Genomic DNA, 12,341 nt, shown 5'->3' with positions numbered 1-12,341 from the left:
CGCCGCCGCCCACCAACCCGATCGGAGACACCATGACCCTGTTGACCCCGGCCACCCCGGCATACGACGTCGGCGAAGCCGTTCCGCGCCGCCGCTGGCTGCGCGTGATCCCGCCGCTGCTGCTCGCCTGCATCATTTCCTACATGGACCGCGTGAACATCGCGTTCGCGATGCCCGGCGGGATGAACGCCGATCTCGGCATGGACGCGACGATGGCCGGGCTCGCGGGCGGCATCTTCTTCTTCGGCTACCTGTTCCTGCAGATTCCCGGCGGCCGGCGCGCGGCGCTCGGCAGCGGCAAGACCTTCATCGCGTGGTCGCTCGTGAGCTGGGCCGTGCTGTCGGTGCTGACCGGGCTCGTCACGCACACCTGGCAACTGCTGACGCTGCGCTTCCTGCTCGGCGTGGCCGAGGGCGGCATGCTGCCCGTCGTGCTGACGATGGTCAGCCGCTGGTTTCCCGACCGCGAACGCGGCCGCGCGAATGCGATGGTCATCATGTTCGTGCCGCTCGCCGGCATGATCACCGCACCGCTGTCCGGCTTCATCCTCGCCGCGTACGACTGGCATCACCTGTTCTTCAGCGCGGGCGCGCTGTCGCTGCTGTGCCTGGCCGTGTGGCTGCTGTTCGCCGACGACGGCCCGGAGACCGCGCGCTGGGTGTCGCCGCGCGAAAAGGCGTACATCCTCGACGCGCTGCGCGACGAGCAGGAGCGCAAGCGCGCGGCCGGCGCGCCGGCCGCCGGCTCGTTCGGCGCGCTGCTGCGCAACCCGACGATCTGGCTGCTCATCGCGATCAACTTCTGCTATCAGGTCGGCATCTACGGCTATACGATGTGGCTGCCGACGCTGCTGAAGAATCTCACGCACGGCGGGATGGGCAGGATCGGCCTGCTCGCGATGCTGCCGTATGTCGCGATGGTGATCGGGATGTTCGTCACGTCGTATTTGTCTGACCGAACCGGCAAGCGCCGCCTGTTCGTGCTGCTGCCGCTCGTCGGTTTCGCCGCGTGCCTCGCGCTGTCGGTGCTCACGCATGCGTCGATGGCCGTGTCGTTCACGTTCCTGATCGGCTGCGGCTTCTTCCTGCAAGCGGCCGCCGGCGTGTTCTGGGCGATTCCGCCGAAGCTCTGCAGCGTCGAGACGGCCGGCAGCGCGCGCGGCCTGATCAACGCGCTCGGCAATCTCGGCGGCTTCTGCGGCCCGTATGCGGTCGGCGTACTGACCCAGCACGTGAGCGCGGCGGCCGGCGTGTACAGCCTCGCCGTCACGCTCGCGGTGGCCGGCCTGCTCGCGCTGACGCTGCCGAAGCGCTGCGAGCACTGACACCCGATACGGCCTGCGAACGAAACGACGGAGACACACCATGAACGACATCCTGCTGCTGGTGCAGAAATGCGCCCATACCTTCAGCTTCTACGACCTCGACACGAAAACCGCGCTCAAGCACGTCGTGCTGCCGAACTTCCCGCACGAGTTCACCGTCGACGTGAACGAGCGCTACGCGTACGTCGGCATCTTCGGGATCGAGACCGCGTGGTCGCGCGGCCATGAAGGCGATCACCGCATCGCCGAGATCGACCTCGTCGCCCGCACCCACACGCGCATGCTCGACCTGTGGCCGTACTACCGGCCGCACGGGATGGCGACCGACCGCGACGGCCGGCTGTATGCGATGAGCGAGGCGCACGACATGCTGCTCGTGTTCGACGAGCCGACCCGCCAGCCCGTGCCGAACATGGCCGTGCCGTCCGGCGGCGTGAAGACGCACCTCGTCACGCTCACGCGCGACGCGAGCCGCGCGTACGGCGTGCACCTGCTGTCGAACACGGTCACGCAGTTCCATCCGCGCGACGCGACGGTCGCGCCGCGCGCGGTGATGCCCGGCCCGCGCCCCGAAGGCAATGCGCTGTCGGGCGACGAGCGCACGCTGTTCGTCGCGAATCGCGGCGACGACACGCTGGTCGAGATCGACACGGAGACGATGACCTGCGGCCGCCGCGTCAAGACGCGCAGCGATCCGAACCGCATCTACCGGACGAGCGCGCCGGACGGCCGCGACCTGCTGCTGCTGACCAATTCGGGCGAACGGTCGATCTCCGTGTTCGACGCGCGCCAGCTCGAGGAGATCGAGCGCATCGCGCTGCCCGCGAACCCGACCGCGCTGTCGTTCCATCCGTCGCGGCGCGTCGCGTACGTGTCGTTCCAGGACGACTACGTGCGCGAACTCGATCTCGACACCTGGCGCTTCGTCGGCGCGCTCGCGACGCTGCGCGAACCCGATGCGTCGTACGTGCTCGCCGGAGCGCGCTGACATGCGCGACGGTTCGCCGGCGGACGGCCTGCCCGATGCGCTCGTCGATGCGCATCACCATCTGTGGCGGCTCGATGCGGGCGCGCACTATCCGTGGCTGCAGGCGCAATACGATCCGGCGCGCTTCATGTTCGGCGACTACGCGGCGCTGTGCCGCGATTTCGACGTGGCCGCGTTCCGGCATGCGGCGCAAGGTGCGCCGATCGTCGCCAGCGTGCACGTCGAGGCCGAACGCGCGCGCGACGAGGCGCTGGCGGAAACGCGCTGGCTGCACGAGGTCGCGGAAATGCACGGGCTGCCGTCGGCCGTGGTCGCGTGGGTCGACCTGCTGGCCGGCGACGCGGACGAACGGCTCGCCGAACAGGCCGCATGGCCGCTGGTGCGCGGCGTGCGCTTCAAGCCGCGCACCGCGGCCGCGCCGGATGCGCGCGTCGACGGGCCGGGCACGCTGCGCGATCCGCGCTGGCCGGTCGCGCTGGCGCGCCTCGCCGAGCATGGCCTGAGCTGGGATCTGCGCGTGCCGTTCTGGCATCTCGGCGACGCGGCCGCGCTGCTCGCCGAGGCCCCCGCGGTCGACGTCGTGCTCGAACATGCGGGACTGCCGTGGGACCGCTCGGAAGCGGGGCTGGCGCAATGGCGCAGCGGCATGGAAGCGCTCGCCGCATCGCCGCGCGTTGCCGTGAAGATTTCCGAACTCGGCCTGCGCGACGCGGTGTGGAACGACGCGGACAACGCGCGGATCATCCGCGACACGATCGCGATCTTCGGCTGGCAGCGCTGCCTGTTCGCGAGCAACTTCCCGGTGGCCGGGCTGCGCGTGACGTATCCCGTGCTGCTGCGTACGTTTGCGCGCGCAATGACGCATCTCGACGAGGCGGCGCGCCGCGCGATCTGGCACGACAACGCGCTGCGGGTCTACCGGATCACGCCGGATGCGTTGCAGCGGGCCGCACGCGGATAACGCCGCCCGGCTCGATCGCCGGCGGCGGCAAGCCGACCGTCACCGCGACGGTCGCGCCCGATTTCGCTGCGGCCGGGCCGCCGGGTGGCCGGCCCGGCCCGCTCGTGCGCGACGCCGCGGGCTTGCGTCCGTCGGCTGACAACCGCCTGCATCGATCGCCAGCGGCAAGCCGACCGCCACCGCAACGGTCGCACCCGATTCCACCGCGGCCGGGTGGCTGGGTGGCCAGCCCCCTCGTGCGCAGCGTGGCGGGTTCGCGTCCGTCGCCTGACAACCGCCTGCATCGACCGCCAGCGGCAAGCCAACCGCCACCGCAACGGTCGCACCCGATTCCACTGCGGCCGGGTGGCCGGCCCACTCGTGCGCAGCGCGACGGATTCGCGTCCCTCGGCTGACAAGCGGCGCAGCCACGGCTTCGTCCGTTCACGCACGCTCGTGCTTGACCCGGCCCTTGGGATCGCCTTTATGCTGGTCGTCACGAATCGACCGTAGAGAGAGGTGACGGATGAGCACGTCCACGCCCCGTTTGAACGCATCGGCCGCCGCCGCCCGGCTCGGCGTCTCGATCAAGGCGCTGCGGCTGTACGAGCGGCACGGCCTCGTCACGCCGGCGCGCACGCCGGCCGGATACCGCGCCTACGGCCCGGACGACCTCGCGCGCGCGGCCGACATCGCGGCGCTGCGCGCGCTCGGCCTCGGTCTCGCGCAGGTAGCAAGCGTGCTCGACGGCGACGCGCGCAGCCTCGACGATGCACTGGCCGCTCACGAAGCGGCGCTCGACCATGGCATCCGGGATCTCGTGCGCAAGGTCGACAAGCTGCGTGCGATCCGTGCCGGCCTGGCGCGCGGCCGGATGCCGGCCGACGGCGAACTGACGCGGCTGCTCGACGACGGCGGCGCCGGCGTCGCGTTCAGCCTGCCGTGGCCGTGGGGCGGCGAGTGGTTCGAGTGTCGCGATATCCGTCCGTTGAACTACATCATCGGTTCGCTGGGCAGCGGCAAGACACGGCTGGCGCTCCGGTTGGCCGAGGCGCTGCCCGGCGCGGCGTTCGTCGGCCTCGACCGGCTGGAATGCGACGGCGCGGCGGCCCGCGACGCGCTGCGTGCCGATCCCGCGCTGAAGTCGCGCGTCGACCGCGTGTCGGCATCGCTCGCCGGCCGGGGCGCGACGCCGTCGGCGGCGTTGACCGCGCTGCTCGCCAGCCTGGAAGCCGACGGCCCGCGCGCGCTGGTCGTCGACATGATCGAGCAGGATCTCGACCAGCCCACGCAGCAGGCACTGATTGCCCTGCTGCGCGAACGCGCCGCCGCCGGCGCGCGGCCGTTGTTCCTGCTCACGCGCTCGTCGTCGATCCTCGATCTGTCGGCCGTCGGCCCGGACGAATCGATCATCCTGTGCCCGGCCAATCACAGCCCGCCTTCGCGCGTGGCGCCCTACCCGGGCGCACCCGGCTACGAAGCCGTGGCCACGTGCCTGGCCGCGCCGGAAATCCGCGAGCGGATCGCCCGGCGGCCGGATACGGTGCAGGCCGTCGGCCCGACCTGACGTCCGAAGCGGCACGGGTGCGTCGCCGTCACGGAGCGCGCTGCTGCAACCGGCGCGCCATGGCCGGATTCGCTGCGTGTCGCCGGACGTGACGCCAGGACGACGCCGTTTCGCGGGCAGGCCGAACGACGGCCGGCCCGCCGTTGACCGCGCGTTATCATGCTTCGCGTGGATCCGGATACGTGTATTGCGCAGCCGATCCGTCGGAGATCCTGATGACACGCAACACGCTGGTGGAAATTGAATTGGGCGATATCGAATCAACCGCCCAGATGCACGGACGGCTGATGGAGAAACTGGGTTTCCCGGGCTGGTACGGCAGTAACTGGAATGCGTTCTGGGATGCGATTACCGCGCTCGTCGAGATGCCGCACGTGCTCCGGCTGAACGGTTGGCATGAATTCGAACGCCGCTTTCCCCACGACGCGAAGCTGATGAACGACTGCCTGCAGGACATGGCGCGGCAATACCCGTCCTTCGCTTCCCGTATCGAGTACGACTGACCGCGCCGCGATCCGGGATCTTGCCGCACGCGGTTCTGTCCGGCAGGTTCGCCGCCACTTCCGTCATGTCCGTCATGACGGAAGTGCTTCGAGCCGGTTCATGATCCCGCCGGCCGGGCGTCGCTCGGGACCACCGGGTGCGTCATCATGGCCTCAACCTCGCCACCGCCCCGTCCCTCACGACTGCGGCCGCCCCATCCTGCGCGCCATCGCCGGACTCACCGCATGCAGCGGATCGAACCCGAAGAATTCGAGCACGTGCCGCGCGACGTCGTCGCGATCGTTGTCGGCACAGATCATGTGATAGCTGTTCTCCAGCACGATCCCGCGCGCGTCGGGCATTTTCTCGAGCAGGAAATCGGCCGAGCGCAGGCTCGTCAGTTCGTCCTCGCGCGCGTGCAGCACGAGCGTCGGGCAACCCGTGCCGGCCGCGGCCTCGAGCGCCCAGTCGCGCATCCGGTCGACCTGCCGCACGCACGCGAGCGGCACCCACGCATAGTGAAAACTGTCCTCCCGTTCGAACTTCTTCTTCACGATCGCGCGGATCGTCGCGTTCTTGATGCCGAACGGATCGCCCTCCTCGACGCGCATCCGTTCCGCGACGCCCGGCACGCGATACAGCACGTGCCGCAACGCCCGATACCACGGCGTCGACCAGCCGTCGATGAACACCGGCGTGGCCAGCAACGCGAGCCGGCCGCGCGCATGCTGCACGCGGTGGCACAGCAGCAGCGCGACCAGCGCGCCCATGCACATGCCCACGACATGCAGCGTGTCGTACTCGCTCGCCAGCGCGCGATACTGCTCGGTCACCGCGTCGAGCCACGCCTCCGCGCGCACGCCGACCAGATCCTCGGGGCGCGTGCCGTGCCCCGGCAGCGTGATCATGTGCGTATCGCCGCCCGCACGCCGCATCGCCTTGTGCAGCGAACCGAGATCGTATTGCGTGCCGCCGAGCCCGTGGATCAGCAGCACGGCCGTGCGGCCCGTCATCGCGCGTCCCCGCTCATTCGTCCGCCGGCCATACACGCTCGATCTGCCAGACGCCCGCGACCACCGTCACGTCGACGTTCGAATCGAGCAGCGGCGCACCGTGATCGGTGATCGCCTGCGTGCCGCCGTCGCGCTGCACGACGCGCAGCGACAGCGAGGCGCGATCCTCGCCCGCGATCTCCGCATTCCAGTAGTCGCGCAGGGCCTCGCGGTCGCCCGGCCGCACGCGTTCGAGCACGAGCGGCACGCTCGCGATCTGCGCCGCGGCCACGCCGACGCCGAACACGCGCTCGACGTCGCCGCTCCACTCGATCCGGCCCGACGCCGGATCGAGCACGTACGCGATCTGGCCGGCGCTCGCGAGCGCGAGTTCCATGTTGTTCTGCAGCACCGCCGCGTGCTCGTGCACGCGTTCGCGCGTCGTCTTCAGCGTGCTCACGGCCAGCACCAGCAGCGAGGTGACCGCCAGGTAGAGCTGCGCCTCGAGCAACGCGTTGCCGTAGTGCTCGTGGAACGACGAGAACGGGCCGTCACCCTGCGCGGTCTGCCTGATCACGATCAGCGCGAGCACCAGCACCGACGACGAGCCCGCGCGGCCGCCGAGCAGCAACGTCACCGCGACGGTCAGGAACAGCGGCACGTAGGTCAGGGCGAAGCCGGCGCCCGTCCCGAATTTCTGCGACGTGTCGCCGTCGAAGATCACGAGCGCAATGATCGCGACCAGCACGAACCCGACGACGCCGAGCACGATGTCGAAGCGCTCGTGGTCGCCCGAGCGGTGCGCGCGAAAACGCGACCACGACGCGAGCACCGGCGTGATCAGCAGCACGCCGACGAAATCGCACGCGGCCCACACCGACCACACGTCGAGGAACGGCGCGCCCTTGACCACCGTGTACCACGCCGCGCCGCCGATCGCGCCGACGACGCCCGCGATCAGCCCGGCAAGGATCACCGAGCGCAGGAAATACAGCCCTTCGAGCGAGAATCGCACGCGCTGCACGAGCCAGACCGCGAGCGCGGCCGCGCCGACTTCGTCAACCGTGAACAGCACCGCGTTCACGAGGCTGCCCTGTTCGATGCCGGACAGCGCGAGCTGCCCGAGCAGGAATGCGCCCGCCAGCGCCGGCCATTCGCGCACCGGCCGCAGCATGAATGCGCCGACAGTCACGCCGGCCGGCAGCCAGATGTAGCCCGCCAACCGGACGGGGCCGTTGAACAGGTGCGAGATGTAGCCGGTCGCGAGATACAGCGCCGCCCAGAGCAGCGCGACGACGAGGCCCGGCCGCGATCGTTTGATGTCCATCGAGAATCCCTGTGTGCTGCGCCTGCGGCCCGCAGGTGCGCGATGTGCGAATGATAGGCCGACTGAGGCAGGCCGCGGCATCCCGGAAGCCGGAAACGCGTTCACCGCACCGGCGCGGCCGCAAGCCGGCGGTTGTGACCGGGAACATATCGGAAAAGTTCGTGATTTTCCAGGCGCTGTCGGGACACGTCAGCGCGTCGCCTTGGCCGGATGGCGCAAAATCCCGCGCGGCCGGTCGATTGCGCCTGGCATGAAAGGCATTCGAAAGCACACGTTTCGGGTATCGTCCACGTCTCCAGCCAACACGTCGCATGACCGCACGCAATGGCAACAGTCCCGGCCTCTTCGACGCCATGAGCCGATTTCGCGTCACGTACGACGGGCCCGCGCTCGAAGCGTCCGAGATGGACGTGCGCGAACTTGCACCCGCACTGCTCGCGATCGGCGATTTGCTCGACGCCGCGACCCGGGCGCTGTGCGGCGATCGGGTGCGGCCGCAGGTCAACGTGCGCGGCAGCTTCCAGACCGGCAGTTTCGGTATCGATTTCACGCTCGCGACCTCGTTGCTCGGCCGCATGCGCGACATGCTGAGCGGCCACGACGGCACGGCGCTCGCCAATGCGATCACGATCCTGACCGCGCTCGGCATCGCCCCGCCGACGGCGAGAAAGGGGCTCTTCGCCGTCCTCAAATGGTTGCGCGGGCGCACGATCCGGCAAGTGCGGATACAGGATCGCACCGCGGTGCTGCACGTCGACGGCGACGCACTCGAAATCGACCTGGCCGTCCTCACCCTGCTGCGCGACATCCGCGTGCGCAACGCAACCGCGCAAGTCCTGGCGCCGCTCGCGCGCGAAGGCATCGCGACGTTTGCGGCCGGCACCGACACGGAGATATTCGAAACAGTCTCCCGCAGCGAGATTGCGTGGTTTCACGCGCCCGAACAGGCCGACGCGCTCATCCTCGACGAGCATCGGAAGATGGCCTTCTCGATCGTGTCGCTCGCGTTCAAGGACGACAACAAGTGGCGGCTGTACGACGGCACGTCGACGATTCACGCGGCGATCACGGATACCCGCTTCCTGTCGCGCGTAAACAACAGTCAGATCAGCTTCAGCAAGGGCGACGTACTGGTCTGCAATGTCCGAATGCAGCAGTGGCAAACTTCGGACGGGGCAAAAACCGAATACGAAGTCACGGATGTCCTCGAGCATCGCCCGGCCGGCCTGCAGATTCAGTTGCCCGGCCTTTGATCCGCGTCGGCATCCAGACGCTCAACCCAGGCTCCCGCCCATCATGAAACCGGCAATCCATCTGCGTACCGCCTGCCAGGCCGACCTGCCCTTCCTGCTGACCCTGCGCCGGCTCACGATGACCGCGCACCTGCAGCGGGTCGGCTCGCCAACCGACGACGAAGCGCACACCCGGCGCATCGAAGCGCACTTCGACGATGCGATGATCGTCTGCGAAGGCGCCGCTCCCATCGGCTTGCTGAAGGTGACGCGCGCCGCCGGCGAATGGCACGTTCACCAGATCCAGATCCTCCCCGCGCACCAGGGCCGGGGCATCGGCGAATCCCTGCTGCAGGTGCTGCTGGACGACGCGGCGCGCGCGAACGTGCCCGTATCGCTCAGCGTGGTGCACGGCAACCCGGCGCGGCGGCTCTACGAGCGGCTCGGCTTTCGCGTCGCATCGGAGGCCGACACGAGCACGAGCATGATCTGGCGCGCCTGACGCCTGACGCCTGACGCCTGACGCCCGGCGCGCGGGGCCGCCGCATCACTGCGTGATCTTCGCGCCCTTCATCAGGTTGCCGATCATCTGCGCACTCGCCTTCTCGATCGCAGCCGCCTGCAGTTGCTGCTGAAGCGCCGGCTTCGCGGTCGCGAAGCCCGGCACCTGCGTCGGCCGCTTCGCATCCAGCTTCACGATGGCCCGCACGCCGTCGACCGGAATCGAATCCTTCGTCGTCGCGCCGACCGCCAGCTTCTCGAGCGCCTGCGCGACCGGCAGCGGCAAGCCGGACGTCTTGCCCTCCACCGCCGGCGTGTTGAAGCTCACCCACGGCAGTTCGCCGCCCGCATCGCGGCTCGGCGCCAGGCTGTACTGGCGCGCGAGCCCGTCGAACGATTTGCCCGCCTTCAGTTCGCTCAGCACCGTCGCTGCCGTCAACGGATCATTGACGACGATCACGCGCGGCTTGTACTCGCTCTTGCCGAGCGCCGCGACGATTTCGTCGTAGCGCGCCTTGACCTGCTCGTCGGTCACCGGCTCGGGCTTCACGTTCTCGCGCAGGTAAAGCTGCACCTCGGCATTAGTTTTCGCCTGCTGCACCGCCGCCTTGACCTCGGGCTTGTCGCCATAGTTCGCCTTCTCGGCGGCCTGCTGCACCAGCACGCGCGTGATCAGCTGATTCTTGATCGCCTGGCGGACCTGCGGCGAATCGGGCTGCCCGGACGCGCGCAGCAACGTATCGACGTCGGCCTGCGTGATCGGCGTGCCGTTGACCGTTGCAACGGTCGCCGCCGTCTCGGCAAGGACGGGACCGCTCAATGCGCCGGCCAGCGCGGCGATCAGCAACAGGCGTTTCGGTGTCTTGTTCATCTTCGTCGTTTCGTCACTTCGGACTTGAAAAGCGCGGCAGCGAGTGCCGCGCGGGTTCGCCGGCGCTGCGACGCGGCGGTGCGACCGTTCGGTCGGTCCGGTTCGTCGTCAAGGGCTGCCGGCGGCGTCTGCGGACGCCGTCGTCATTCTGCCCGGAACCGCGTTTCCGCGTCGGGACGTCGGGACGTCGTCGCGCGGCCCCGAGCGGCGACACACGCCGACGGCGGATGCGACAGTGCGCAAGCGAAGGCAGCGAAGGCAGCGATGCGCCTGACGGAGAAGGAGGCGTCAGGCTGGCGCCTGGCGAGCAAGGCAATCGCCGCCGGTTCGGCGACGAAGGATTGAAACGCCACGCGGCTGTTCCGGTGAATCCGGACAAGTGTGGCGGAGAGATGGCGAAATCGTTGCGCCAAACGAAGCGCCGGCCTGGATCCTCGTCGAATCCAGGCCGGCGACCGTCAGTAACCGTGAAACAGGCCACGCGCGGCGAGCGCCGCGCTGCCGCGCATCATGCCGATGCGGATGTCTCCGGCGCCTTCACGGGCATCGCGCGTCCGCCGTCCGGATCGTCGTCGCGCGGCGCGTCGAGCTGACCTTCCCACTTCGCGACCACGGCGGCCGCGATCGAGTTGCCGACGGCGTTGGTGGCCGAGCGCCCCATGTCGAGGAACATGTCGACGCCCATGATCAGCAGCAACCCGGCTTCGGGCATGTTGAACTGGTTGAGCGTCGCCGCGATCACGACCAGCGATGCGCGCGGCACGCCCGCCATCCCCTTCGACGTCACCATCAGCATCAGCAGCATCGTGATCTGCGTGCCCAGCGGCAGATGAATGCCGTACACCTGCGCGATGAACAGCACCGCGAACGTGCAGTACATCATCGAGCCGTCGAGGTTGAACGAATACCCGATCGGCAGCACGAAGCTCGAGATCTTGCGGTTCACGCCGAAGCGGTCGAGCGCGTCCAGCAGCTTCGGATACGCGGCCTCGGAGCTCGCCGTCGCGAACGACAGCAGGAACGGCTCGCGGATCAGCTTGATCAGCGTGAACGCGCGCTTGCCGAGGAACGTCACGCCCGCGAGCGTCAGCACGCCCCACAGCAGCGCCAGCGCCAGATAGAAGCTCGCCATGAACTTCGCGAACGTGAGCAGGATGCCGAGCCCTTCCGTCGTGATCGTCGACGCCAGCGCGGCGAACACCGCGACGGGCGCGAACCACATCACCGCGCTCGTCACCTTCAGCATCACCTGCGCGAGATCGTCGATCACGCCGGTCAGGCGCTTGCCCGCCTCGCCGAGCGCGGACAGCGCCGTGCCGAAGAAGATCGAGAACACGACGATCTGCAGGATTTCGTTGTTCGCCATCGCTTCGGCGATCGACTTCGGCACCAGGTGGACCACGAAGTCCTTCAGCGTGAAGGCGCCCGTCTTCAGGTTGAGGGCCGCATCGGAGGCCGGCAACGGCAGGCTCAGGTGGCTGCCCGGCTGCAGGATCGTCGCGGTCAGCAGACCGAGCAGCAACGACGTGAACGACGCGATGAAGAACCAGCCGAACGCCTTGACGCCGACCCGGCCCACGGCACTGCCGTCGCCCATCTGCGCAATGCCGACGGTCAGGGTCGCGAATACCAGCGGCGCGATGATCATCTTGATCAGGCGCAGGAACACGTCGGACAGCAACGACACGTAACCGGCGACTTCCTTCGCCATTTTCGGATCGGGAAACGCGCTATGACAGGCGTAACCCACGGCGATACCAAGCATCATCGCGACAACGATGTACTTGGTGATGTTGTGCTTCTTTTTCATTAGTAATCCAAATCACAAAGCTTATGTTGCTAACGGCTGGCACATCATTCGCGCCCGGCTCCGAAGCGGAACCCACGTCTCCCTGGGTGCGACAAGTCCGCCTTCGGCGATCGCCAGGGCGGACAGGGGGGGCATTCTAACGCAAATGGCACTTCGGCTTTCAAATCTGAAAGTCGGCCGGGTTGATCTGCGTCCGGTTACCGTCGAAAAGGCCGGTTTTGTCGCGATCCGGCCCAAGCCTGCCCGGGTGACGCCGGCCAACTCCGCCCCTTCCGGCGGCGTTGCGAGACCTAACTACACCGCAA

Annotated in this window: 11 protein-coding genes; 7 read left to right on the top strand and 4 right to left on the bottom strand. The window is 68.5% G+C overall.

Annotated elements, in window-relative coordinates:
* Positions 1 to 32 precede the first annotated feature (32 nt).
* The 5 genes from GQ57_RS01745 to GQ57_RS01725 all read left to right on the top strand — a co-directional run bounded on the left by GQ57_RS01745 (position 33) and on the right by GQ57_RS01725 (position 5,323).
* A complete protein-coding gene (locus tag GQ57_RS01745; RefSeq protein WP_034196905.1) occupies positions 33 to 1,325 on the top strand; it encodes an MFS transporter in 1,293 nt (430 codons plus the stop codon).
* Positions 1,326 to 1,365: 40 nt separating this feature from the next.
* On the top strand, positions 1,366 to 2,313 hold the full coding sequence (locus tag GQ57_RS01740) for a YncE family protein (RefSeq protein WP_031397229.1): 948 nt from the start codon (positions 1,366 to 1,368) through the stop codon (positions 2,311 to 2,313).
* 1 nt (position 2,314) lies between these two features.
* Complete coding sequence (locus GQ57_RS01735; RefSeq protein ID WP_034196904.1) at positions 2,315 to 3,274, top strand: amidohydrolase family protein; 960 nt, start codon at positions 2,315 to 2,317, stop codon at positions 3,272 to 3,274.
* A 505-nt stretch (positions 3,275 to 3,779) separates the two neighbouring features.
* Entirely contained in the window at positions 3,780 to 4,820 is a 1,041-nt protein-coding gene (locus GQ57_RS01730) for a MerR family transcriptional regulator (protein ID WP_034196903.1), read from the top strand.
* 215 nt (positions 4,821 to 5,035) lie between these two features.
* The gene (locus GQ57_RS01725) at positions 5,036 to 5,323 is read left to right on the top strand and encodes a barstar family protein (RefSeq protein ID WP_034196987.1); all 288 of its coding nucleotides are present in this window, start codon (positions 5,036 to 5,038) and stop codon (positions 5,321 to 5,323) included.
* 177 nt (positions 5,324 to 5,500) lie between these two features.
* On the opposite strand, the gene GQ57_RS01720 is transcribed toward GQ57_RS01725, so the two are convergent.
* Together GQ57_RS01720 and GQ57_RS01715 are read right to left on the bottom strand one after the other, a co-directional pair.
* The gene (locus GQ57_RS01720; RefSeq protein ID WP_034196902.1) at positions 5,501 to 6,316 is read right to left on the bottom strand and encodes an alpha/beta hydrolase; all 816 of its coding nucleotides are present in this window, start codon (positions 6,314 to 6,316) and stop codon (positions 5,501 to 5,503) included.
* A gap of 13 nt (positions 6,317 to 6,329) precedes the next feature.
* Positions 6,330 to 7,622, bottom strand: coding sequence for an MASE1 domain-containing protein (locus GQ57_RS01715; RefSeq protein ID WP_034196901.1), 1,293 nt, complete (start codon positions 7,620 to 7,622; stop codon positions 6,330 to 6,332).
* A gap of 311 nt (positions 7,623 to 7,933) precedes the next feature.
* Here GQ57_RS01715 and GQ57_RS01710 point away from each other — a divergent pair, with 311 nt between their 5' ends.
* Positions 7,934 to 8,875, top strand: coding sequence for a hypothetical protein (locus GQ57_RS01710; RefSeq protein ID WP_034196900.1), 942 nt, complete (start codon positions 7,934 to 7,936; stop codon positions 8,873 to 8,875).
* A 43-nt stretch (positions 8,876 to 8,918) separates the two neighbouring features.
* Entirely contained in the window at positions 8,919 to 9,356 is a 438-nt protein-coding gene (locus tag GQ57_RS01705; protein WP_034196899.1) for a GNAT family N-acetyltransferase, read from the top strand.
* A gap of 45 nt (positions 9,357 to 9,401) precedes the next feature.
* On the opposite strand, the gene GQ57_RS01700 is transcribed toward GQ57_RS01705, so the two are convergent.
* Both GQ57_RS01700 and GQ57_RS01695 read right to left on the bottom strand, forming a co-directional pair.
* Entirely contained in the window at positions 9,402 to 10,226 is an 825-nt protein-coding gene (locus tag GQ57_RS01700) for a peptidylprolyl isomerase (RefSeq protein WP_034196898.1), read from the bottom strand.
* Between the two features lie 508 nt (positions 10,227 to 10,734).
* A complete protein-coding gene (locus tag GQ57_RS01695) occupies positions 10,735 to 12,036 on the bottom strand; it encodes a dicarboxylate/amino acid:cation symporter (protein WP_031397221.1) in 1,302 nt (433 codons plus the stop codon).
* Between the last annotated feature and the right edge of the window lie 305 nt (positions 12,037 to 12,341).

The sequence above is a fragment of the Burkholderia sp. MSh2 genome, assembly GCF_000731655.1.
GTDB classification, from domain to species: domain Bacteria; phylum Pseudomonadota; class Gammaproteobacteria; order Burkholderiales; family Burkholderiaceae; genus Burkholderia; species Burkholderia paludis.
The sequence above is the reverse complement of the archived record's forward strand: the minus strand, read 5'-3'. Positions and strand labels throughout refer to the sequence as shown.